Annotated in this window: 22 protein-coding genes; 20 read left to right on the forward strand and 2 right to left on the reverse strand. The window is 69.9% G+C overall.

Annotation, left to right across the window (positions count from 1 at the left end; genetic code table 11):
• Positions 1-346: 346 nt before the first annotated feature.
• From istA to AB2L57_RS09695, 11 genes are all read left to right on the forward strand, one after another.
• Complete coding sequence (gene istA / locus AB2L57_RS09645) at positions 347-1,555, forward strand: IS21 family transposase (protein ID WP_409046890.1); 1,209 nt, start codon at positions 347-349, stop codon at positions 1,553-1,555.
• A complete protein-coding gene (gene istB, locus AB2L57_RS09650) occupies positions 1,555-2,346 on the forward strand; it encodes an IS21-like element helper ATPase IstB (protein WP_409046913.1) in 792 nt (263 codons plus the stop codon). The genes istA and istB overlap by 1 nt, the downstream gene beginning before the upstream one ends.
• A gap of 758 nt (positions 2,347-3,104) precedes the next feature.
• Positions 3,105-4,307: a substrate-binding domain-containing protein gene (locus AB2L57_RS09655; RefSeq protein ID WP_409046961.1), complete on the forward strand. Its 1,203-nt coding sequence runs from the start codon at positions 3,105-3,107 to the stop codon at positions 4,305-4,307.
• A gap of 7 nt (positions 4,308-4,314) precedes the next feature.
• On the forward strand, positions 4,315-5,079 hold the full coding sequence (locus AB2L57_RS09660) for an ABC transporter ATP-binding protein (RefSeq protein WP_292812037.1): 765 nt from the start codon (positions 4,315-4,317) through the stop codon (positions 5,077-5,079).
• The gene (locus tag AB2L57_RS09665; RefSeq protein ID WP_292812039.1) at positions 5,076-5,861 is read left to right on the forward strand and encodes an ABC transporter ATP-binding protein; all 786 of its coding nucleotides are present in this window, start codon (positions 5,076-5,078) and stop codon (positions 5,859-5,861) included. Before AB2L57_RS09660 ends, AB2L57_RS09665 begins: the two co-directional genes overlap by 4 nt.
• The gene (locus tag AB2L57_RS09670; protein WP_292812041.1) at positions 5,858-6,733 is read left to right on the forward strand and encodes a branched-chain amino acid ABC transporter permease; all 876 of its coding nucleotides are present in this window, start codon (positions 5,858-5,860) and stop codon (positions 6,731-6,733) included. The genes AB2L57_RS09665 and AB2L57_RS09670 overlap by 4 nt, the downstream gene beginning before the upstream one ends.
• Complete coding sequence (locus AB2L57_RS09675) at positions 6,730-7,860, forward strand: branched-chain amino acid ABC transporter permease (protein ID WP_409046962.1); 1,131 nt, start codon at positions 6,730-6,732, stop codon at positions 7,858-7,860. The genes AB2L57_RS09670 and AB2L57_RS09675 overlap by 4 nt, the downstream gene beginning before the upstream one ends.
• Positions 7,857-9,455, forward strand: coding sequence for a class I adenylate-forming enzyme family protein (locus AB2L57_RS09680; protein ID WP_409046963.1), 1,599 nt, complete (start codon positions 7,857-7,859; stop codon positions 9,453-9,455). The genes AB2L57_RS09675 and AB2L57_RS09680 overlap by 4 nt, the downstream gene beginning before the upstream one ends.
• Positions 9,442-10,122, forward strand: coding sequence for a TetR/AcrR family transcriptional regulator (locus AB2L57_RS09685; RefSeq protein ID WP_409046964.1), 681 nt, complete (start codon positions 9,442-9,444; stop codon positions 10,120-10,122). The genes AB2L57_RS09680 and AB2L57_RS09685 overlap by 14 nt, the downstream gene beginning before the upstream one ends.
• Positions 10,119-10,871 (forward strand): 3-hydroxybutyrate dehydrogenase, encoded by a 753-nt coding sequence (locus AB2L57_RS09690; RefSeq protein ID WP_292812051.1) that lies wholly within the window; start codon positions 10,119-10,121, stop codon positions 10,869-10,871. The genes AB2L57_RS09685 and AB2L57_RS09690 overlap by 4 nt, the downstream gene beginning before the upstream one ends.
• Positions 10,868-11,824 carry an alpha/beta hydrolase gene (locus AB2L57_RS09695; RefSeq protein ID WP_409046965.1) on the forward strand — a complete coding sequence of 319 codons (957 nt, stop codon included), beginning with the start codon at positions 10,868-10,870 and terminating at the stop codon, positions 11,822-11,824. The genes AB2L57_RS09690 and AB2L57_RS09695 overlap by 4 nt, the downstream gene beginning before the upstream one ends.
• 10 nt (positions 11,825-11,834) lie before the next feature.
• Here AB2L57_RS09695 and AB2L57_RS09700 read toward each other — a convergent pair whose 3' ends face one another.
• Complete coding sequence (locus tag AB2L57_RS09700) at positions 11,835-12,623, reverse strand: IclR family transcriptional regulator (protein ID WP_409046966.1); 789 nt, start codon at positions 12,621-12,623, stop codon at positions 11,835-11,837.
• Between the two features lie 103 nt (positions 12,624-12,726).
• Between AB2L57_RS09700 and AB2L57_RS09705 the strand changes: the two genes are divergently transcribed.
• The 3 genes from AB2L57_RS09705 to AB2L57_RS09715 are packed head-to-tail and all read left to right on the forward strand — an operon-like array spanning position 12,727 to position 15,367.
• A complete protein-coding gene (locus AB2L57_RS09705) occupies positions 12,727-13,527 on the forward strand; it encodes a CoA transferase subunit A (RefSeq protein ID WP_409046967.1) in 801 nt (266 codons plus the stop codon).
• Positions 13,528-13,529: 2 nt separating this feature from the next.
• Positions 13,530-14,186 (forward strand): CoA transferase subunit B, encoded by a 657-nt coding sequence (locus AB2L57_RS09710; RefSeq protein WP_409046968.1) that lies wholly within the window; start codon positions 13,530-13,532, stop codon positions 14,184-14,186.
• Entirely contained in the window at positions 14,183-15,367 is a 1,185-nt protein-coding gene (locus tag AB2L57_RS09715; RefSeq protein ID WP_409046969.1) for an acetyl-CoA C-acetyltransferase, read from the forward strand. The genes AB2L57_RS09710 and AB2L57_RS09715 overlap by 4 nt, the downstream gene beginning before the upstream one ends.
• A 21-nt stretch (positions 15,368-15,388) precedes the next feature.
• Here the strand turns inward: AB2L57_RS09715 and AB2L57_RS09720 are convergent, their stop codons facing one another.
• Positions 15,389-15,640, reverse strand: coding sequence for a hypothetical protein (locus tag AB2L57_RS09720; protein WP_292812062.1), 252 nt, complete (start codon positions 15,638-15,640; stop codon positions 15,389-15,391).
• 143 nt (positions 15,641-15,783) lie between these two features.
• On the opposite strand from AB2L57_RS09720, the gene AB2L57_RS09725 reads away from it, so the two are divergent.
• The 6 genes from AB2L57_RS09725 to ilvC all read left to right on the forward strand — a co-directional run bounded on the left by AB2L57_RS09725 (position 15,784) and on the right by ilvC (position 23,279).
• A complete protein-coding gene (locus AB2L57_RS09725; protein WP_409046970.1) occupies positions 15,784-17,217 on the forward strand; it encodes a trehalose-6-phosphate synthase in 1,434 nt (477 codons plus the stop codon).
• A complete protein-coding gene (gene otsB / locus AB2L57_RS09730) occupies positions 17,214-18,080 on the forward strand; it encodes a trehalose-phosphatase (RefSeq protein ID WP_409046971.1) in 867 nt (288 codons plus the stop codon). The genes AB2L57_RS09725 and otsB overlap by 4 nt, the downstream gene beginning before the upstream one ends.
• A 9-nt stretch (positions 18,081-18,089) precedes the next feature.
• Positions 18,090-19,808, forward strand: coding sequence for a dihydroxy-acid dehydratase (gene ilvD / locus AB2L57_RS09735; protein ID WP_409046972.1), 1,719 nt, complete (start codon positions 18,090-18,092; stop codon positions 19,806-19,808).
• Positions 19,809-19,889: 81 nt separating this feature from the next.
• Complete coding sequence (locus AB2L57_RS09740) at positions 19,890-21,692, forward strand: acetolactate synthase large subunit (protein WP_292813847.1); 1,803 nt, start codon at positions 19,890-19,892, stop codon at positions 21,690-21,692.
• 2 nt (positions 21,693-21,694) lie between these two features.
• On the forward strand, positions 21,695-22,204 hold the full coding sequence (gene ilvN, locus AB2L57_RS09745) for an acetolactate synthase small subunit (RefSeq protein ID WP_409046973.1): 510 nt from the start codon (positions 21,695-21,697) through the stop codon (positions 22,202-22,204).
• A gap of 49 nt (positions 22,205-22,253) precedes the next feature.
• Positions 22,254-23,279 carry a ketol-acid reductoisomerase gene (gene ilvC / locus AB2L57_RS09750; RefSeq protein ID WP_409046974.1) on the forward strand — a complete coding sequence of 342 codons (1,026 nt, stop codon included), beginning with the start codon at positions 22,254-22,256 and terminating at the stop codon, positions 23,277-23,279.
• Positions 23,280-23,442: the final 163 nt, after the last annotated feature.

Below are 23,442 nucleotides of genomic sequence, written 5' to 3' on the forward strand. Positions count from 1 at the left end.
CGCTGGCGTGGTGATGGACGTGCCGCACCCTCGACAAACGTACGCGCGGCCGATGAAGCGAAAGTTTCGGATGGTCATTAGGACTCCTCATTGGTCTCGCGGCGGTGCCGCGCATTGGGATGACCGATCCCGGCCGAAACGTCATCTACTTCCCCGCCTGGCATGGCCATAGATCGGCTGGCGCGGCTTGGACGGCGTCAACTTCTGGTTCTTCCAGGGCATCCCCCGCAGACCCAGAGCGGACCGCTCGAGCCGCGGGGATTCGCACAGTTGACGTTGATTGTCGACGGCGCTCGAAAACTGGACAGTAGCGGCGCTTGAAAAGTGAACACTCAACGATTGGAGAGTGATCACTTTGGAGGACTGGGCGTTGATCCGGAGGCTGGCCGGCGAGGGCGTGCCGAAGGCGCATATTGCTGAGCGGTTGGGTATCTCGAGGACCACGGTCATCAAGGCGGTGAACTCGGAATCGCCGCCTCACTATGAGCGGACAGCGGCGCCGACGTCGTTCACACCGTTCGAGTCGCGGGTGCGTGCGTTGCTGCTGGAGACGCCGACGATGCCGGCGACGGTGCTCGCGGAGCGGGTCGGGTGGACGGGCTCGATCCGGTGGTTCCGTGACAACGTGAAGCGGTTGCGGCCCGAGCAGCAGCGTCTCGATCCCGCGGATCGGATCACGTGGGCGGCGGGGGACGCGGCGCAGTGCGATCTGTGGTTCCCGCCGAAGAAGATCCCGCTCGAGGACGGGACAGCGAAGCTGTTGCCGGTGCTGGTGATCACCCCGGCGCATTGCCGGTTCACGACGGGAGTGATGATCCCGACGCGGAAGACCGAGGATCTGCTGCTCGGGACCTGGCAGCTGATCGAGCAGCTCGGCCGGGTTCCGCGTCGGCTGATCTGGGACAACGAGCCCGGCATCGGGCGAGGACGCCGTCACGCGGACGGAGTCGACACGTTCATGGGAACCCTCGCGACCAAGCTCGTGCTGCTGCCGCCGCGAGATCCGGAATCGAAAGGGATCGTGGAACGCCGCAACGGTTGGTTCGAGACATCGTTCATGCCGGGCCGGTCATTCGCCTCGCCCGCGGACTTCAACGAGCAGTTCACCGACTGGCTCGGAGTCGCCAACCAGCGGAGGGTGCGCACCCTGGCCACCTCTCCGATCTCGCTGCTGCCTGCGGATCTGGCGGCGATGTTGCCGTTGCCGCCGATCCCGTTGCATCTGGGCTGGCGGAACCGGATCCGGCTCGGCCGCGACTACTACGTCCGCATCGACACGAACGACTACTCCGTCGACCCGCGCGCGATCGGCAGGATCGTCGAGGTCACCGCGGACCTGGACCGGGTCCGCGTCCGCCTCGATGGACGGATCATCGCCGACCACACCCGTGTCTGGGCGCGAGGAATGGTGATCACCGACCCCGCGCATCGAGAAGCTGCGGCCGTCCTACGACGCGAGTTCCAGCAGCCGCGACTTGTTCCAGTCGGCGACGATCTGAGTCGGGATCTCGCGGACTACGACCGCGCGTTCGGGCTCGTCGAGGGGAGCAACTGATGGCCGGCAAGACCGACGTCGCGAAGCAGATCACCTATCTCGCCGGCGCACTCAAGGCACCCCGGATCACGGAGGCCGCAGCCCGGATGGCGGACCAAGCACGCGACGCCGGGTGGTCGTTCGAGGACTACCTCGCCGCCGTCCTCGAACGCGAAGTGAGCGCCCGCAACGCTTCCGGCGCGGAGCTACGGATCAAAGCGGCCGGGTTCCCGAGCCGGAAGACCCTCGAGGACTTCGACTGGGACGCGCAACCAGCCACTCGGCAGCAGATCGCGGCGCTCGCTTCGGGAGGGTTCCTCCTCGAAGCGCAGAACGTGGTCCTGCTCGGCCCTCCCGGAACCGGGAAGACCCACCTCGCGACCGCGCTCGGGATCGTCGCTGCCCGCCACGGGCACCGGGTGTTGTTCGCGACTGCGACGGACTGGGTCACCCGCCTCACCGACGCACACCGGCAAGGAAACCTCCCCCGAGAGCTCACCCGGCTGCGCCGCTACGGGCTGATCATCGTCGACGAAGTCGGCTACCTCCCGTTCGAACAAGACGCCGCCAACCTGTTCTTCCAGCTGGTCTCGTCACGCTACGAACACGCGTCACTGATCCTGACCTCGAACCTGCCGTTCTCCAGCTGGGGCGGCGTCTTCGGCGACCAAGCCGTCGCCGCCGCGATGATCGACCGCATCGTTCACCACGCCGACGTCCTCACCCTCAAAGGCGCCAGCTACCGACTCCGCGGCAGAGGCATCGACAGCCTCCCCAGCATCCGCACCACCACCGACGAAACACCTAGCTAGACTGCCCGCAACCGTTCACTTTTCGAGCGCCGAAAGTGACCAGGATTCACCCGCCGCCGACATTGATGAGTCGATCGCCGACCTGGTCCGATCAGACTGACAGCCACCCGCGTCGTCGTCGTTCAATTCTGACGCGCTCCGACAAGCTGGTGCTCCCTCAACCGCGGCGCACTCAAAGCCGCACGACGACGCCGGTGCTTAGAGGTCGCCGGAGCCGTTGCGTGGACGGGCAACTCGATACCCAACTGTGTGAGGGAGTCCTCGATTGTCGTCGTGTCTCGACTCGACGATTTGGAGTCTCGTCGGGGTGCGGAGGCTATAAGCCAGACGGAGGCCTTGCGAGGTGCCGACACCGGACGTGAGACTGGAGACTCTGCTCCAGGCAATCGCGGACACTGTCCGGGATACGTTCGTCCAGAACGCACGACCTGGGTTTGCGGGCACTCTGCGGAGCTGTTCTGTCCACGAAACCCCCCGAATCACCCCGTAGAACTTCACCCCGCGAAGCAGCGCAGATCCGCGCCAACACAGGGAACTCGGCTCCGCCGGAACTCATATTTGCCAGGCGACACGGGAACAGTGGGTTCTCGGTTCAAGTCCGAGGGGGTGCACCAGGAAGGCCTTGGAACTCTCGCCAGTTCCAGGGCCTTTCGTCGTTCGCGGCCTGTTGACACGTCCGCGCCCCGCGATCTACGCTTTCGCCATAACCTGAATCGGGTTTCAGGTACCTGCACCTCTCAATGGCGAAAGGCACGCACATGCGCGTTACGAAGAAGTTGCTCTGGGGTTCGGCGGCGGCAGCCGCGGCCCTCTTCCTATCGGCGTGCGCGCCGCAGGCCGGCACCGACGGAGGCGAGGGAACGGACGGCGAAGCCGCCGAATCGGTCACCGTCGGCGTCATCACGAGCGAGACGGGGCCGCTGGCGGGCTACGGGGAGCAGTACCTCGAGGGATTCCGAGCGGGCTTGGACTACGCGACCGACGGCACCGGCGAGGTCGACGGGACGACCATCGAGGTCGACTACCGCGACGACGCCGGCAACCCCGACACCGCGGTGACGATCGCGAAGGAGCTTATCGGCGAGGGCGTGCAGATCCTCGCCGGCAGCGCCTCGTCGGGTGTCGCCCTCGCGGTGGCCGAGCAGGCCGCGCAGAACCAGGTGCTCTTCATCTCGGGCCCGGCCGCTGCCGACGCCCTCACGGGCATCAACGAGTACACGTTCCGCTCCGGACGCCAGAGCGCGCAGGACGTCGCCACGGCGGGTACGTTCCTCGACGACATCGAGGGGCGCAAGATCACGGTCTTCGCACAGAACAACGCCTTCGGTCAGGGCAACCAGGCCGCCGTCGAGGCGATCCTCGGCGCTCAGGGCGCCACGGTCGATGCGGTGCTCGTCGCCGAGGACGTCACGGAGTTCACGCCGTTCGCGCAGCAGGTCGTCGCGGGCGAACCGGACCTCGTGTTCGTGGCATGGGCGGGAGCGACGTCCGGCGCCATGTGGCAGGCGATGAGCCAGCAGGGCGTCCTCGACGCGGTGCCCGTCGTCACGGGCCTGGGCGATGCCGCGACCTTCGGCGCATACGGTGAGGCGTCCGAGCAGATCAGCTTCCTCAACCACTACTTCGCGGGCGCGAACGACTCCGAGGTCAACACCGCGATGATCGAGGCCGTCGAAGAGGCGGGCGGCACACCCGACCTGTTCACCCCCGATGGATTCACCGCCGCGCTGATGATCGTGCAGGCGATCCGCAAGGGCGAGGGCACCGTCGACGGCATGATCGAAGCCCTCGAGGGCTACGAGTTCGAGGGCCCGAAGGGCACCACGACGGTGCGGGCCGGCGACCACGCCCTCATCCAGGAGATGTACCAGGTGCGCCTCGTCGCCGACGGTGGCTCGTTCGTGCCCGAACTGGTCGACACCGCCGACGCCGAAGCGGTCGCCCCGGCAGAGGCGGAGTGATCGGGCGATGACGACCCCAGCCCCGCCCGCGCTCGAGATCTCGGGCCTGGGCCTGCAGATCGGCGGCGCGAGAATCCTCGAGGACGTCGACCTCGTGATCGCCCCGGGTTCGCTCGTCGGCGTGATCGGGCCCAACGGAGCCGGCAAGACCACACTGTTCAACGTGATCTCCGGCCTCGTTCGGCCGACGGCGGGCCGCATCCTCATGGACGGTGCCGACATCACGACGCTGTCGGTACCCCGCCGGGCGCGGGCGGGGCTCGGGCGCACCTTCCAGACATCCAGCCTGTTCCCCCGATTGAGCGTGCTCGAGAATGTGCGGCTCGCCGCGCAGGCGAAGCAGGGCGGCAACTACTCCCTGTTGACCTTTCCCCGGCCGACGGATGCTGCCACCCGTACGGCTCGGCAGACCCTCGATCGTGTCGGCCTCTCGCACAAGGCCGACGCCGCGGCGGGCGACATCTCGCACGGTGACAAGCGCAAGCTCGAGATCGCCGTGCTACTGGTCGCGGGCGCGCGCACCGTGCTGCTGGACGAGCCGATGGCCGGCGTCGCCTCCGGTGACGTCGCGGGCCTCGTCGAGAACATCCGCGACATGCAGCGCGAGTCGGGAGCGACGGTCGTCATGGTCGAGCACCACATCGATGTGCTGATGGGGCTCGTCGACCGCGTCGCGGTGATGTACTCCGGCAGCATCCTCGCCTTCGACACTCCGCAGAAGGTCATGGCCGACCCGCTCGTGCAGAGCGCCTATCTGGGGACGGCGGCATGAGCGCGGCGCACCCGGCTGCTGCCGGCACCGCGGCGGCGACACTGCCCGAGCCGATCCTCACCGTCACCCATCTGAAGGCCACGATCGCGGGTCAGCAGGTCGTGGAGGACGTCTCGTTCGCCGTCGCGGCGACCGGGATCACGGCCGTGCTCGGTCGCAACGGCGTCGGCAAGACCTCCACGCTGCGCGCGATCCTGGGGCTCATCCACCGTCGCGGCGAGGTGCGACTGGCGGGGGAGCGGATCGACGCCCTTCCGACACATCGCATCGTGCAGCGGGGCGTCGGCTACGTGCCCGAGGACCGCGAGGTGTTCGCGGGACTCACCGTGGCCGAGAACCTCGCCCTCGCCGAGCGCCGTTCGCGGCGCGGCGCGGCGGATGCCGACCGGCTCGAAGAGCGGCGCGAACTGGTCGCACAGCTCTTTCCCGACCTCGTCACGCGACGGGGCCAGGCGGCCGGCACGCTCTCGGGAGGGCAGCAGCAGATGGTCTCGGTGGCACGGGCGCTGCTCAACGACAACCGGCTCCTGCTCGTCGACGAGCCCACCAAGGGCCTCGCGCCGCGGATCGTGGGCGAGGTCGCCGATGCGCTCCGCGAGGCCTCTCGCCTCGTGCCGATCCTGCTCGTCGAGCAGAACCTCGAGGTCGTCCGCGCCCTGGCGGGAGATGCGATCGTCATCGAGAGCGGACGTGTCGTGCACACGGGCTCGGCCACCGGCATCCTCGACGACGAGGAGCTCACCCGGCGGCTGCTCGGCGTGCACGCGGAGGCGGCCGCATGAGTGCCCTCGTCCTCGTGCTGCTGACCGGCATCGGCCTCGGCGCCCTGTACTTCCTGATCGCGTCCGGCCTCAGCCTGATCTACGGGCTGATGCACGTGCTCAACTTCGCGCACGGCGCATTCCTCACCCTCAGCGCGTTCCTCGGCTGGGAGGTCGCACGGCGTCTGGACACCGCGTCGTGGGGAGGGTTCCTCCTCTCGGTGCTGGTGGGCGCCGCGATCGGTGCGATCTTCGCGACCGTGACCGAACTGGCCCTCATCCGCCCGCTCTACGAAAGACACATCGAACAGGTGCTCGTCACCGTGGGGCTCTCGTTCGCCGCGGTCGCCCTGTTCGAGGGCATCTGGGGCACCGATCCGATCTACATCGCGGGCCCGTCGTGGCTGCGCGACACGACCGAGGTGCTCGGCGCCCGCATCCCGAACACCTACTGGGTGCTGATCGCCGCCGCGATCCTCGTGCTCGCCGCCCTCGTGATCTTCCTGCGCCGCACCCGCTACGGCATGATCATCCGCGCGGGCGTCGAGAACCGCTCGATGGTCACCGCGCTCGGCATCGACGTGCGCCGCTCCTTCACCCTCGTGTTCGCGATCGGGGGCGCGGCCGCCGGAATCGGGGGTGTGCTCGCCGCCCATTACACGGGCTACGTCTCGGCGCACCTCGGGCAGACCCTGCTGATCTTCGCGTTCATCGTCACGGTCATCGGCGGTCTCGGCTCCCTCATCGGGGCGGCGATCGCCTCGGTCCTCGTGGCGGTGCTGCAGCAGTTCGCCAACTTCTATCTCGGCGGCACGGGCGATTTCATCGTCGTGGCGCTGCTCGCGGTCGTGCTGCTCGTGCGCCCGCGCGGACTCCTCGGGAGGAAGGCATGAGCGACACCCGCACCCCGCGATGGGCCCTGCGTCCCCTGCTGCCGATCGCCGCGGGCGTGGCCGGGCTCGTCGTCCTGGCGATCCTGCCGCTGCTGAACCTCAGCATCCCGGGCGTCCTTCCGGGGCCCACGTACACACCGGGCAGCCTCGCCCTGCTCTCGCTCTGCATGGTCTTCGCGGCCCTCGCGCTCTCGTACAACCTGCTGCTGGGCACGTCCGGGATGCTGTCTTTCGGTCATGCCCTCTACTTCGGTGCCGGCGCGTACGGTCTCGGCATCGTGCTCGAGCAGACGGGCATGGCGCTCTGGCCCGGGATCCTCGTCGCCCTGATCGGCGGACTCGTGATCGCGCTGGTGACCGGCGCGGTGAGCATGCGTGTCTCCGGCATCCCGTTCGCGATGGTCACCCTCGCCTTCGCTCAGGCGGGGTCCGTGCTCGTGCGCCGCAACCAGCAGCTCACCGGCGGCGAGGAGGGCCTCGGGCTCGAGACCGACTCGGTGCCCGGCTTTCTCGTCGGCGTCATCAACGCGCGCAACCTCTACTGGCTGAGCCTTGTCGTGCTGGTGCTCGTGTACCTCGTGGTGCTGTGGGTCGATCGATCACGCCTGGGCCACCTCACCCGCGCCGTGCGGGAGAACGAGGTGCGCGTGCGGGTGCTCGGACTCTCGCCCTACGCGGCCAAGCTCACCGTCTTCGTCGTTGCGGCCGGTTGCGCGTCGCTCGCGGGCGTCGCGTACATGCTGCTGCAGTCCGGCACGGCGCCGCGTTCGGTGTCGGCCGATCTCACGATCACAGTGCTCGTGATGGTGGTGCTCGGCGGTGTCGGGTTCCGGTGGGGGGCGATCGTCGGCGGGGTGCTCTACACGCTGCTGGATCAGCGTCTGACGGTTCTCGCGGGCTCCGAGGCGGTCGCGGGTCTTCCCGACGTGCTGCGGGTGCCTCTGTCGGAGCCGCTGTTCATCCTCGGCGTGCTCTTCATCCTCGTCGTGATGTTCCTGCCGGGCGGAGTCGCCGGAACGGTCGACGCCTGGGCGCGGCGGCGACGCGGTGGGCGTCGCGCGACGGCGCTCGGACGCCTGGACGCCGACGACGCGCAGGCCGAAGAGCCCGTGGAGGTGAAGGCGTGATCGCGGCGCCGGGATCCGAGGCCGACACGCGCGCGCAGGACGAGCCGCACACGATCGGGCGCTGGCTCACCGATCGCGCGGCTCACGCCCCGGACCGGGTCGCGATCGACGATCGCGGCGTCACGATCGGCTACGGCAGGCTGGCCGCGCGCGCGAGGCAGCTCTCCGCGCGCCTGCGTACGGCCGGGTACGGGCCCGGCGCGCGCATCGCGACGATCTCGGGCAATTCGATCGACCACGTCGTGGCGTTCTTCGCCTGCGCGCTCGCGGGCGTGGCGTTCGTTCCGCTGTCGTGGCGGCTGACACCCGGCGAGATCGCCGACCTTCTGCGTCGCAGCGATCCCGCGCTCGTCCTGGTCGACGACGAGTACGACGCGCTCGCCGCGGCCGCGCTGCGCGCGGAAGCGGGCGATGCGGGGCCGATCCGCGCCGTGCGGCAGCTGGGCACCACGGGTGCGGAGATCTCCGTGCCGCCGTTCGCGCGGGCGAGCGCGGCGGGCGACGCGCCCGTGCGCGACGACGATCCGCTGCTGGTGATCTTCACCTCCGGCAGCGAGGCGGCACCGAAGGGCGTGGTGCTCACCCACGCCAACTGCTTCTGGAACAATCTCGCCCTCTCGGGGGCGCTGCCCGTGCGCGAAGACGACGTGGTGCTGGCCATGCTGCCCCAGCATCACGTCGCGGCCTGGAACGTGCAGCCGCTGCTGGCGTGGTGGGTGGGGGCGACGGTCGTGCTCGAGCGGTCGTTCCAGCCGCGCCGCGTGCTGCAGCTGATCCGTGAGCGGGGCGTGACCTGCATGATGGGCGTCCCCACGCAGTACCGGATGCTGGCGGACGACGACTCCTTCCGCGCCGCCGATCTGCACTCCGTGCGTCTGGCTCTGGTCGGGGGCGCGACGATGCCCCCCGACCTGCACGAGGAGTGGGCCACGCATGGAGTCGCCCTGACCCAGGGCTACGGCCTGACCGAGGCCGCCCCGAACGTGCTGCACCTGCCCGCGGACGAGGTCGCCGCCCGGCCCGGCGCTGTCGGCCGGCCCTATCCGCACGTGGACGTGCGGATCACCGACCCGCGCTCAGGGCTGGAGCTCGCAGGGATCGCGACCGGCGAGCTGCAGGTTCGCGGTCCCAGCGTCTTCGCCGGATACCTGGGTGATGCCACCGCAACCGCGCGTGCCCTCGCGGACGGCTGGCTGCGCACCGGCGACCTGGTGCATCGCGACGCCGACGGGGTGTACGCGGTGGTGGACAGGCTGAAGAACATCTACATCTCGGGCGGTGAGAACGTCGCGCCCGCCGAGGTGGAGCGGGTGCTCGCGCGTCATCCGCTGGTCGGCGAGGTGGCGGTGGTCGGCGCGCCCGATCGGGTATGGGGCGAGCGGGGTGTCGCGTTCGTCGTGCCGAGACCCGGCGCCACACTGTCGGAGGACGAACTGCTCACGCACGCCCGACGCCATCTTGCGGCGTTCAAGGTGCCGGTCCACGCGGTCCTCGTTGCGGAACTGCCGCGATCGGGGATCGACAAGATCGCCCGCGCGAGGCTGCGGGAGCGGGCCGCTCGGCTCATGGAGGAGGAGACGCATGACCCTGCATGACCACCACATCGAGGAGGCGCCCGAGCCGGTGTCGCAGGCGACGGGCCGGCCGCTGACGAAACGGGGCGAGGCCACGCGCGCGCGGCTGCTGGAGGCCGCCGAGCACGTCTTCGCCGACGCCGGCTACCACGAGGCCTCCATCGTGCGGATCACGGAGCGGGCGGGCATCGGGCTCGGCACCTTCTACCTCTACTTCGACAGCAAGCAGTCCATCTTCGAGGCCCTCGTGCTCGATCTGAACCGCCGCGTACGTCACTCGATGGCCGAGGCCATGCAGGGCGCGTCGTCCCGCCTCGAGGCCGAGCGGGCGGGATTTGCCGGCTTCTTCCGGTTCACGGCCGCGCACCCGGCGCTGTACCGCGTGGTGCGTGAGGCGGAGTTCGTCTCTCCCGAGACGCTGCGGCTGCACTACACGCGCATCGTCGAGGGGTACGAGGCGGGGCTCCGCGCGGCGCAGCGCGCGGGCGATGTCGATCCCGGCCTCGATCCGCAGGTCACGGCCTGGTCGCTGATGGGCATCGGCGAGCTGATCGGGATGCGATTCCTGCTGTGGGAGCGAGACGCGGCGGGGGATCCGCCGCGTCAGCTGCAGCCGGAGATCTTCGACGCGATGATGCGCGTCATCGACAACGCCCTCGCGCCCGGGCACAGGAAGGAGCTCTCATGAGCGAGCAGAACCTCGAAGGACGGCGCGCGATCGTCACGGGCGCGGCGAGCGGTATCGGCCGCGCGTGCGCGCGACTGCTCTCGGCGCGCGGTGCCCATGTCATCGTGGCCGATGTCGACGGCGAGGCCGCCGAGGATGCGGCCCGCGAGATCGGCGGCGAGGCGTGGCAGATCGACCTCTCGGCGACGACGTCGTGGCAGGACGTCCCGCTCGAGGCCGACATCCTCGTCAACAACGCGGGCATCCAGCGGGTGGCGCCGCTGCACGAGTTCGCGCCCGAGGACTTCCGGCTCATGCAGCGACTCATGGTCGAGGCGCCGTTCCTGCTGATCCGCGCCGTCCTGCCGGGCATGTACCGCCGAGGCTGGGGACGCGTCGTCAACATCTCGAGCGTGCACGGGCTGCGCGCGAGCCCCTTCAAATCGGCGTACGTCGCGTCCAAACACGCACTCGAGGGTCTCTCCAAGGTCACCGCGCTCGAGGGTGGAGCGCACGGCGTCACCAGCAACTGCATCAATCCCGGCTACGTCCGCACGCCTCTGGTCGAGAAGCAGATCGCCGACCAGGCGCGCATGCACGGCATCGACGAGTCCGAGGTGGTCGCGCGGGTGATGCTCGCCGAGAGCGCGATCAAGCGCCTCGTCGAACCCGACGAGGTCGCCGATCTCGCCGGGTGGCTCGTGTCGGACGCGGCGGGTATGGTCACCGGCGCGTCGTACACGATGGACGGCGGATGGAGCGCCCGGTGACCGCGGGCGGCGACGCGGCGACGGGGGCCGCCGCCGCGGACGCGGGGGCGCGGGCGGGTGCTGCGGCGGGGGCGTCGCGGCACCCGTACCGCACGATGAACGTGCCCGTGGCCGGTGGCGCGCTGCGGGTCGGCATCTGGGATGCCGTCGGCCCGCACACCGCCGACGTGCTGCTCGTGCACGGGATCACCTCGTCGCACCTCGCCTGGCCCTTTGTCGTGGACGCCCTCCCCGACGGTGTTCGCGCGATCGCACCGGACCTGCGCGGACGCGGCGCCAGCCGCGACGTGCAGGGCCCCGCGGGGATGGCCGCCCACGCGGACGACCTCGTCGCCGTGCTCGACGCCCTCGGCATCGGCAGCTCCGTCGTGGTCGGACACTCCATGGGGGCGTTCGTGAGTGTCGTGCTCGCCGCCCGGCACCCTGCGCGCGTCTCGCGCCTCCTGCTCGTCGACGGCGGACTGCCGCTGGACGTACCCCCGGGGCTCACCCCCGACGAGGTCGTGCAGAGCGTTCTGGGGGCGACCGCCGATCGCCTGCACATGAGGTTCGCCGACGTCGCGGAGTACCTCGCATTCTGGCGGGCGCATCCCGCGTTCGCGGCCGACTGGTCGGAGCCGCTGGAGCGCTACCTCGCGTACGATCTCGTGCCCGAGGGCGGTGCGCTGCGTCCGGCGACGTCGTACGCCACGACGGTCGAGGACACGATCGACCTCAACACGGGCACCGCGATCGGCGATGCGCTGGCGCGACTGGCCCACCCGGCGGTGCTGTTGACGGCGCCGAGGGGGCTGCGCGACGAGCAGCCGGGGCTGTACGAGGAGGGTCATCTCGCGGGGCTGCTGGCCCAGCATCCCGAGATCCGCCACGAGCGGATGTCGGGCGTGAACCACTACACGATCGTGCTCGCGCCCGAGGGGGCCGCCCGCGTCGCCGCGCTCGCCGCCGGCTGAGCGGCGATGCTCACCGCGGCAGCGGGCGGGTCAGGCGCGTCGTGAGCTGGTGGGCGTGCGCCAGCAGCGTGCGCCCGAGCGTCGGGAGGCGGTCGGGATCGAAGCGGAACTGCACGCCGGTGAGGCTGAGGGCCCATTCGGGCCGCCCCGCCCGGTCGAACACCGCCGCGCCGATGCCCCAGCTGCCCGCCACGATCAGGCCGGGATTGACGGCGTAGCCGCGGTCGCGCGTCTCTGCCACGCGGGTGCGCAGCCGCGCCACATCGTGGGATGCACCCCAGCGCTCCGCGAGCTCGGGGTGGCGCTGGAGGTAGGCGTCGATCTCGTCGGGCGGGAGGAAGGCGAGGATCGCGAGCCCCGCCGAGGCGACGCCGAGCGGAAAGCGCACCCCCTCGCTCAGGACGAACGAGCGGATCGGGAACGAGCCCTCCTCGCGCAGCAGACACACGGTCTCATCCCCGCGGCGCACCGAGAGGAAGGCGCTCTCCTCCGTGCGCACCGCGAGCGAACGCACGATGTCGCGCGCCTGGGCGGTGATGTCGTACCGGGATGCCGCCACCTGGCCCATCAGGAAGAGCTCGGGCCCCGGCATCCATCGCGCCTTCGCCTCGTCGTGATCGACCAGACCCTCGGCGCGCAACGCGGTGAGCAGACGGTAGGCGGTGGATCGGGTCAGGCCGGCGGTGCGGGCGAGGTCCTGCACCGCGGCACCCTCCTCGCCCGCCGCGGTCACGAGCCGCAGCAGCGCCGCGGCGCGGGCGATCGCCTGCGCGCCCGGCACGACTCCAGCCTGTCCCACGATATGGATACTAGGCGTGCATGCGACCACATCGCAAGCGCACGGTTGGCGCAACGGCACCGACAGGAGCACGCTGGATGAACCGCACACGAAGGAGTGACGAGTGATCGACAAGCAGGTTGCCACCGCCGACGAGGCCGTCGCCGACATCCCGGACGGCGCGACGCTGGCGGTGGGGGGATTCGGGCTCTCGGGCAACCCCATCGCCCTCATCGAGGCCCTGCTCGCGCAGGGCACCACCGACCTCAGCATCGTCAGCAACAACTGCGGCGTCGACGACTGGGGCCTCGGCGTGCTGCTGGGTGCCCGGCGGATCCGCAAGATGACGTCGTCGTACGTGGGGGAGAACAAGGAGTTCGAGCGCCAGTTCCTCTCCGGCGAGCTCGAGGTCGAGTTGACGCCGCAGGGCACGCTCGCCGAGAAGCTGCGCGCCGGCGGGTCGGGCATCGCCGCGTTCTACACCCAGACCGGCGTCGGCACGCAGGTCGCCGAGGGCGGGCTGCCGCAGCGCTACGACGGCGCGGGAGGTGTCGCGCTCGCCTCGCCGCCCAAGCACGTCCGCACCTTCGAGCGGGACGGTCGCTCCCGCGAATTCGTGCTGGAGGAGAGCATCACCACCGACTTCGCGCTTGTCCACGCCGTGCGGGGCGACCGTCACGGCAACCTCGTCTTCAACAAGGCCGCGCGCAATTTCAACCCCCTCGCCGCGATGGCGGGGCGCGTGTGCATCGCCCAGGTCGAAGAACTCGTGGAGCCGGGCGAACTCGATGCCGACGGCATCCACCTGCCGGGGATCTTCGTGCACCGCGTCGTCGAGGTCGGCACCGGCATCGAGAAGCGGATCGAGCGACGCACCGTGTCGCCGCCGCGCGAGCCCTCGCCGGGCTCGGGAACAGGAGAATGACCATGGCACTCACCCGCGATGAGATGGCCGCGCGCGCGGCCGCCGAGCTCTCGGACGGCTCGTACGTCAACCTCGGCATCGGCCTGCCGACGCTCGTGCCCAATCACGTGCCCGAGGGGATCACCGTGGTGCTGCAGTCCGAGAACGGCATCCTCGGCGTGGGTCCGTACCCGAGCGAGGCCGCCGTCGATCCCGACCTGATCAACGCCGGCAAAGAGACCGTCACGACCCTGCCCGGGGCCTCCTACTTCGACTCGGCCACGAGCTTCGGGATGATCCGCGGCGGCAAGATCGACGCGGCCATCCTCGGCGCGATGCAGGTCTCGCGCGGGGGAGACCTCGCCAACTGGATGATCCCCGGAAAGATGGTCAAGGGGCCGGGCGGCGCGATGGATCTCGTGCACGGCGCGGCGAGTGTCATCGTGCTGATGGAACACGTCGCGAAGGACGGGTCGGCCAAGATCGTCGACGAATGCTCGCTGCCGCTCACGGGGCGCGGCGTCGTCGACCGCATCATCACGGATCTCGCCGTCATCGACGTCACGGACGAGGGGCTCGTGCTCGTCGAAACGGCCCCGGGCGTCACCGTCGACGAGGTCATCGCGGCGACCGAGCCGCGGCTGACGATCTCGCCGGCACTGCGGGCGGCGACGGTATGAACACCGCCGACATCGTCATCGTCGCCGCCGCGCGCACACCGCAGGGGCGTCTGAAGGGCCGACTCGCGCCGTTCACCGCCGTCCAGCTAGGCTCGCTCGCGATCAAAGGCGCCCTCGAGCGCGGCGGAGTTCCGGCGGATGCGGTCGACGCCGTCATCGTCGGCCAGGTGCTGCAGGCGGGAGCCGGTCAGAATCCGGCGCGGCAGGCGGCGATCGGCGCGGGGCTCGGCTGGGACGTGCACGCCGTCGCGGTGAACAAGGTGTGCCTGTCGGGTCTCACGGCGGTCATCGACGCGGCGCGCATGATCGCGACCGGCGACGCGACCGTCGTGGTCGCCGCGGGCATGGAGTCCATGACGCGTGCCCCGCACCTGCTGATGGATTCCCGCGAGGGCTGGGCGTACGGCAGCGTCGAGGTGCTCGACCACATGGCGCACGACGGTCTCACCGACGCCTACGACCGCGACAGCATGGGAGCGTCGACCGAGAGACACAACCCGCGTTTCGAGATCACGCGTGCAGAGCAGGATGACATCGCCGCCCGCTCGCATCAGCGCGCGGCCGCCGCTCGTGATGCGGGAATCTTCGACGCCGAGATCGTGCCCGTCGAAGTGCCGCAGCGCCGGGGCGAGCCCCTCGTGCTGACGGCCGATGAGGGCATCCGCGACGACACCACGGCGGACACGCTCGCGCGGCTGCGTCCCGCGTTCGCCGAGGGCGGTTCGATCACGGCGGGCAACGCGTCGCAGATCTCCGACGGGGCGGCGGCCGTCGTCGTCACGACGCGCGCGCACGCCGACGACAACGGCTGGCGGGTGCTGGCGGCGGTGGGCGCCTCCGGTCAGGTCGCCGGACCCGACAACTCGCTGCAGGCGCAGCCCGCTCGGGCCATCGAGCGCGCGTGCGCGAAGCAGGGCCTCGACCCGCGAGATCTCGACCTGGTCGAGATCAACGAGGCGTTCGGTGCCGTGGTGGCAGCATCCCAGCGCCATCTGGGCCTGGACGACGACGTCGTGAACATCCACGGCGGCGGCATCGCGCTCGGTCACCCCATCGGTGCGTCGGGTGCGCGGCTCGTCGTGCACGCCGTGCACGAGCTGGTCCGCCGTGGGACCGGCACGGCGGCGGTGGGCCTGTGCGGCGGGGGCGGGCAGGGCGAGGCGCTGATTCTCACGCGCTGAGCACGGCGTGAGGCGGCCTGCTCAGGAGCGCAGGCGCTTCTTCAGCAGCTTCTGCTCCTTGCCGTGCACGGGGGAGTCGTCGGCGATCGGGCGGCCGCGGGTCGCGCGCCGGGTGTCGACGATCGAGCCGATCGCGAGTGAGAGCGAGATACCCCAGCTGAGCCACGCCAGGGCGGTGCGCCAGGTGAACTCGCCCTCGCGCGCGGAGCGCAGCAGGGTGATCCCGCCCGTGAAGGCCGTGATGATGCCGGTGCCGAAGAGGTACTTGCGCATGGCCCCACGCTACTGCGTCACCCGCGGGCTGCAGCAGCCTTGACAATCGCCGGCCGGGGGCGCAAGTCCCCTCGGGTCCTCGGCGGCTCCGGGTAGCCTGGAAAGGCCCCATCGCCCGACCCGACGCCCCGTGAGAGGCCCCCGTGAGCACCGACAGTCTTCCCGATCGCGCCGAATTCGTCGTCGTGGCCAACCGGCTCCCCGTCGATCGCGCCGAAGGGGACGGCGAGTGGCGCCGGTCGCCCGGGGGTCTGGTGACCGCCCTCGAGCCGGTGATGAAGCGCGCCGACGGCGCATGGGTCGGGTGGGCAGGAAAGCCCGATCTCGAACTGGAGCCCTTCGATTTCGAGGGCACGCACCTCGTGCCGATCACGCTCACCGCCGACGACGTCGAGCTCTACTACGAGGGCTTCTCGAACGACACGATCTGGCCGCTCTACCACGACGTCATCGCCGCCCCGCGCTATCGCCGCGTGTGGTGGGAGGCGTACGTCAGCGTCAATCAGCGCTTCGCCGAGGCCGCGGCCGCGGTGGTCGCCGAGGGCGGCACCGTCTGGGTGCAGGACTACCAGCTGCAGCTCGTGCCCAAGATGGTGCGCGAGCTGCGCCCCGATGTGACGATCGGCTACTTCCACCACATTCCCTTTCCGGCATACGGTCTGTACTCGCAGCTGCCCTGGCGGCGGCAAGTGCTCGAGGGGCTGCTCGGCGCCGACGTCATCGGATTCCAGCGGGTGGCGGATGCCGGAAACTTCGCCCGCGCGGTGCGCCGCCAGCAGCGCTACGACACCAAGGCGTCGGGCATCACCGTGCCCGTGCCCGGCGGCGGTACCCGCACAGCGCTCGCGAAGGCGTTCCCCATCTCGATCGACGCCGAGTCCTACGCCGAGATCGCCCGTCGACCGGAGGTGCAGGCGCGAGCGAGGGAGATCCGCGAGGGGCTCGGCAATCCTCGCAAGATCCTTCTGGGCGTCGACCGGCTCGACTACACCAAGGGCATCCGCCACCGCATGAAGGCGTTCGGCGAGCTGCTCGAGGACGGCCGCCTCGACGTCAGCGACGTCACCCTCGTGCAGGTCGCGAGCCCGAGCCGCGAGCGCGTCGAGGCCTATGCGCAGCTGCGTGACGAGATCGAGCTGACGGTCGGCCGCATCAACGGCACGTTCGACAGCGTCGGGCACACGGCGATCAGATACCTCCACCACGGCTATCCGCGCGAGGAGATGGTCGCCCTGTTCCTCGCCGCCGACGTCATGCTCGTCACCGCCCTGCGCGATGGCATGAACCTCGTCGCCAAGGAGTATCTGGCCGCGCGCCTGGACAACCGCGGCGTGCTCGTCCTCAGCGAGTTCGCGGGTGCCGCCGATGAGCTCGGCAGCGCGCTGCTGATCAACCCGCACGACATCGGCGGGCTCAAGGACACGATCATGCGGGCGATCGAGATGCCCGGTGCCGAGCAGGGCAGACGCATGCGATCCCTGCGCCGCCGGGTGTTCGAGCACGACGTGGACGCCTGGTCGCGCAGCTTCCTCGCCGCCCTCGATCAGGCGCGCACCCGGGCGGAGGCGACCGCGTGAGCCACGACCACGCCTCCTTGCCCGATGACATCGCGGTCGCCCTCGAGAAGGTCGCCGGCGCGGAGCGGCTGCTCATCGCCCTCGACTTCGACGGCACGCTCGCGCCCCTGACCGACGAGCCGATGTCGGCGCGCGCGCTTCCCGAGTCCGCGACCGCCGTCCGCGAGCTCGCCGCGGCTCCCGACACCGTGGTCGCCTTCGTCTCCGGGCGCACCCTCGCCGACCTCGCGGTGATCGCGGAGTACGAGCCGGGGTCGCCCGTGCACCTCGCGGGATCCCACGGCGCGGAGTTCCGGCATCCCGAGGGTTTCGACGCCGACGCGGCGGGGTCCCAGGCGAGGACTTCGGCGCGGCACGAGGACTCCGGGACGGCCGAGGCCCTCGCGTCGAGCGAGAATCCTCACGCCGGGGACTCCGAGGCGCTGCGCGCGGCGGCCGAGCGCGCCGTCGAGCACATCGAGGGCGCGTGGATCGAGCACAAGGCCTTCGGCTTCGGGCTGCACACCCGATTGTGTTCCCCGACGGATGCCGCCGCCGCGGCCGCCGCGGTCGACGACATCGTCGCGCGGCATGCACCGGACTGGCGGCGCCGCTCGGGTCGCGACATCCTCGAATTCGCGTGGCGGCACGAGGGCAAGGACTCCGCAGTCGCGCAGCTGCGCGAGCAGACGGGGGCCACGGCGGTCGTCTTCGCGGGGGACGACGTCACGGACGAGGACGCTCTGGCGAGCCTCGGTGACGCGGACCTCGGCATCCGAGTGGGCGAGGGTGAGACCGCGGCGACTCTCCGCGTGGCCGACGCCAAAGAACTCGCCGGTGTGTTGTCCGCACTCGCGCGGTTGCGCATCGCCGCTCGGTCATAGACTCGGGGCATGGCCAGCACCGACCCGTCATCCAGCGCGCCCGTCGACATCAAGCCCCGCAGCCGGGTTGTGACAGACGGCATCGAAGCCACCACCTCCCGCGGCATGCTCCGCGCCGTCGGCATGGGCGACGCGGACTGGGAGAAGCCCCAGATCGGCATCGCGTCGAGCTGGAACGAGATCACCCCCTGCAACCTCAGCCTCGACCGCCTCGCGCAAGGCGCCAAAGAGGGTGTGCACTCGGGCGGCGGGTATCCGCTGCAGTTCGGCACGATCTCGGTGTCGGACGGCATCTCCATGGGGCACGAAGGTATGCACTTCTCGCTCGTCTCGCGGGAGGTGATCGCCGACTCCGTCGAGACGGTGGTGCAGGCCGAGCGGCTCGATGGCACCGTCCTCCTGGCGGGCTGCGACAAGTCGATCCCGGGCATGCTCATGGCGAGCGCGCGCCTGGGTCTGTCCAGTGTGTTCCTCTACGCCGGATCCATCGCCCCGGGCTGGGTCAAGCTCTCGGACGGCACCGAGAAGGACATCACGATCGTCGACTCGTTCGAGGGCGTCGGCGCGTGCCTGTCAGGGAAGATGTCGGAGGCCGACCTCAAGCGCATCGAGTGCGCGTTCGCGCCGGGCGAGGGCGCCTGCGGAGGCATGTACACCGCCAACACGATGGCGTCCGTCGCCGAGGCGCTGGGGCTGAGCCTGCCGGGCTCCGCCGCGCCGCCGTCGGCAGACCGCCGCCGCGACTACTTCGCTCACCGCTCCGGCGAGGCCGTGGTCAATCTTCTCCGCCGGGGCATCACGACCCGCGACATCCTCACCAAGGAGTCGTTCGAGAACGCCATCGCGCTGGCGATGGCCCTCGGCGGTTCGACCAACGTCGTCCTGCACCTGCTGGCGATCGCCCACGAGGCCGAGATCGACCTCGACCTGCACGACTTCAACCGCATCGGCGACAAGGTGCCGCACGTGGCCGACATGAAGCCGTTCGGAAAGTACGTCATGAACGACGTCGACCGTCACGGCGGCATCCCGGTCATCATGAAGGCGATGCTCGACGAGGGTCTGCTGCACGGCGACGCCCTCACCGTGACGGGCAAGACGGTCGCCGAGAACCTCGCCGAGATCGACCCCGACCCGATCGACGGCACCGTGATCCACACCTTCGACAACCCGATCCACGCGACCGGCGGCATCACGATCCTGCATGGCTCGCTCGCGCCCGAGGGCGCCGTGGTCAAGACCGCCGGCTTCGACGCCGCCGTCTTCGAGGGTCCCGCCCGCGTGTTCGAGCGCGAGCGGGCGGCCATGGATGCGCTGGAGGCGGGCGTGATCGCCGCGGGGGATGTCGTCGTGATCCGCTACGAGGGTCCCAAGGGCGGGCCCGGAATGCGCGAGATGCTCGCGATCACCGCGGCGATCAAGGGCGCGGGTCTCGGAAAAGATGTACTACTCTTGACGGACGGACGATTCTCAGGCGGCACAACCGGCCTCTGCATCGGCCACATAGCACCCGAAGCGGTGGACGCAGGTCCTATCGCCTTCGTGCGCGATGGTGATCTGATACGGGTCGATATCGCGGCTCGCACTCTCGACCTACTCGTCGATGACGCAGAGCTGAGCTCCCGCCGCTCGGGCTGGGAGCCCCTGCCCCCGCGCTACACCCGAGGCGTTCTGGCCAAGTACTCCAAGCTCGTGCGCTCCGCTGCGGAGGGCGCGGTCACGGGGTAGTCCGCGTCCCTCGCGGGTCGCGGCATCCGTCGGTCCTCCCGACGCACAGACAACCGCTATCGACACACAAGGATCCTCACCATGCCCGCCGAAACCGCAACGGCCGTGCCTCGGCCGCCCGCTCGCACCGCGTCCGCGCCTGTGCTCTCGGGGGCCCAGGCGGTCGTCCGCTCGCTCGAGCTGCTCGGAGTGACCGATGTCTTCGGCCTGCCGGGTGGCGCGATCCTTCCGGTCTACGACCCGCTCATGGACTCCACCGCCCTGCGTCACATCCTGGTGCGACACGAGCAGGGCGCCGGACACGCCGCGGAGGGATACGCCGCGGCATCCGGAAAGATCGGGGTCGCCATCGCGACCTCCGGTCCCGGCGCGACCAACCTCGTCACCGCGATCGCCGACGCCTACATGGACTCGATGCCCATCGTCGCGATCACGGGGCAGGTGTTCAGCACGCTGATGGGCACGGACGCGTTCCAGGAGGCCGACATCGTCGGTATCACGATGCCGATCACGAAGCACTCGTTCCTGGTCAAGCGCGCCGAAGACATCCCGGGTGCGATCGCCGCGGCATTCGAGGTCGCCGGCACCGGCCGGCCCGGACCGGTTCTCGTGGACATCACCAAGGATGCGCAGCAGGCCGAGGCGCCTTTCATCTGGCCGCCCAAGATCGACCTGCCCGGCTACCGCCCGGTCACCAAGGCGCACGGCAAGCAGATCCAGGCCGCGGCCCAGATGCTGACCGAGGCGCAGAAGCCCGTCCTGTATGTCGGCGGCGGGGTCGTGCGGGCACGCGCCGCGGCGGAGCTGCGCCGCCTCGCGGAGTCCACCGGCGCGCCCGTCGTGACGACGCTCATGGCCCGTGGCGCGTTCCCCGACTCGCACCCGCAGCATCTGGGCATGCCCGGCATGCACGGTACGGTTCCGGCGGTGCTCGCTCTGCAGGAGTCCGACCTCATCGTGTCGCTCGGCGCCCGCTTCGATGACCGCGTCACCGGCAAGGCCGCGCTGTTCGCCCCGAACGCGCGGGTCGTGCACGTCGACATCGACCCGGCCGAGATCTCGAAGATCCGCGCGGCCGACGTGCCGATCGTGGGCGACCTCAAGGACGTGCTCGTCGACCTCGACGCGGCGTTCTCGGGCGTCACGGGGGCAGCCAAGCCCGACATCTCGGACTGGTGGTCCTTCCTCGACGGGCTGCGCGATGAGTTCCCGCTCGGCTACACGGAGCCGAGCGACGGCCTGCTCGCACCGCAGTACGTCATCCAGCGCATCGGCGAGCTCACCGGCCCCGAGGGCGTCTTCGCCGCGGGCGTGGGTCAGCACCAGATGTGGGCGGCGCAGTTCATCAAGTACGAGCGCCCCAATGCCTGGCTGAACTCCGGCGGCGCGGGCACGATGGGCTACGCCGTGCCGGCGGCGATGGGGGCCAAGGTCGCCGAACCCGAGCGCGTCGTCTGGGCGATCGACGGCGACGGCTGCTTCCAGATGACCAATCAGGAGCTCGCAACCTGCACGATCAACAACATCCCGATCAAGGTCGCGATCATCAACAACTCCTCGCTGGGCATGGTGCGCCAGTGGCAGACGCTGTTCTACGACGGCCGCTACTCCAACACCGACCTCAACACGGGCCACGCCAGCGCACGCATCCCCGACTTCGTCAAGCTCGCGGAGGCCTACGGCGCCCTCGCGATCCGGGTAGAGAAGCCCGAAGAGGTGGATGCTGCCATCAGGCTCGCCCTCGAGACCAACGATCGACCGGTGGTCATCGACTTCGTGGTGAGTGCGGACTCCATGGTGTGGCCGATGGTGCCGCAGGGCGTCAGCAACAGCTACATCCAGTACGCGCGTGAGCACGCGCCGGCGTTCGAGCAGGAGGACTGATCATGAGCAAGCACGTTCTCAGCCTGCTCGTCGAAGACAAGCCCGGCCTGCTGACGCGCGTCGCGGGACTCTTCGCGCGGCGCGGGTTCAACATCGAATCCCTCGCCGTCGGTGTGACCGAGGTGCCCGGCCTCTCCCGCATCACCGTCGTGGTCGACGTCGACGAACTGCCCCTCGAGCAGGTGACCAAACAGCTGAACAAGCTCATCAACGTCATCAAGATCGTCGAGCTGGACTTCTCGACATCCGTCCAGCGCGAGCACATGCTCGTCAAGGTCCGCGCCGACAACGCGACACGATCGAACGTGATCGAGGTCGTCAACCTCTTTCGCGCCTCGGTCGTCGACTACTCCACCGACGCGCTCGTGATCGAGGTGACGGGCGATCACGGAAAGATCGACGCGTTCCTCCGGGCGGTCGAGCCGTTCGGCGTCAAGGAACTGGCCCAGTCGGGCCTGCTCGCCATCGGCCGCGGCGGCAAGAGCATCACCGAACGCGTGCTGCGCGGCTGAGCGCGGCTCCACAACCCCAAGATCCGCAAACAAGGAGAACCACGGAATAATGGCAGAGATCTTCTACGACGCAGACGCCGACCTCGCGCTCATCCAGGGCAAGAAGGTCGCGATCGTCGGCTACGGTTCGCAGGGCCACGCCCACGCGCAGAACCTGCGCGACTCGGGTGTCGAGGTCGCCATCGCCCTCAAGGAGGGCTCGAGGTCGATCGCGAAGGCCGAGGAGGACGGCTTCGCCGTCAAGTCCGTCGCGGACGCCGCCGAGTGGGCCGACCTGATCATGATCCTCGCGCCCGACCAGCACCAGCGCTCGATCTACGCCGACCAGATCAAGGACAAGCTCACCCCGGGCAAGACCCTCGCGTTCGCGCACGGCTTCAACATCCGCTTCGGCTACATCCAGGCGCCCGAGGGCGTCGACGTCATCCTCGTCGCGCCGAAGGCCCCGGGCCACACCGTGCGTCGCGAGTTCGTCGCGGGCCGCGGCATCCCCGACATCATCGCCGTCGAGCAGGACGCGTCCGGCCAGGCCTGGGACATCGCCAAGTCATACGCGAAGGCGATCGGCGGAACCCGCGCGGGTGTCATCAAGACGACCTTCACCGAAGAGACCGAGACCGACCTGTTCGGCGAGCAGGCCGTGCTCTGCGGTGGTGTCTCACAGCTCGTCCAGTACGGTTTCGAGACCCTGACCGAGGCCGGCTACCAGCCGCAGATCGCGTACTTCGAGGTGCTGCACGAGCTCAAGCTCATCGTCGACCTCATGTGGGAGGGCGGCATCGCGAAGCAGCGCTGGTCGGTCTCCGACACGGCCGAGTACGGCGACTACGTCTCGGGCCCCCGCGTGATCGACCCGCACGTGAAGGAGAACATGGCCGGCGTCCTCGCCGACATCCGCTCCGGCGCGTTCGCGGAGCGCTTCATCGGCGACCAGGATGCCGGGGCTCCCGAGTTCCTCGCCCTGCGCGAGAAGGGTGCCCAGCACCCCATCGAGGAGGTCGGTCGTGAGCTGCGCGCCCTCTTCGCCTGGAAGCAGCAGGACGCCGATTACACCGAGGGCAGCGCTGCGCGCTGACCTCGGCGTGTCCACCGGCACCCGATGGTGATCGCTTTCGCGATCACGGAGGGCAGCGCTGCGCGCTGACCTCGGCGTGTCCACCGGCACCCGATGGTGATCGCTTTCGCGATCACGGAGGGCAGCGCTGCGCGCTGACCCCACAGACCGCCGTCCGCACCAC

It is taken from the genome of Microbacterium sp. HA-8 (assembly GCF_046111165.1).
In the GTDB taxonomy this organism is placed as follows: domain Bacteria; phylum Actinomycetota; class Actinomycetes; order Actinomycetales; family Microbacteriaceae; genus Microbacterium.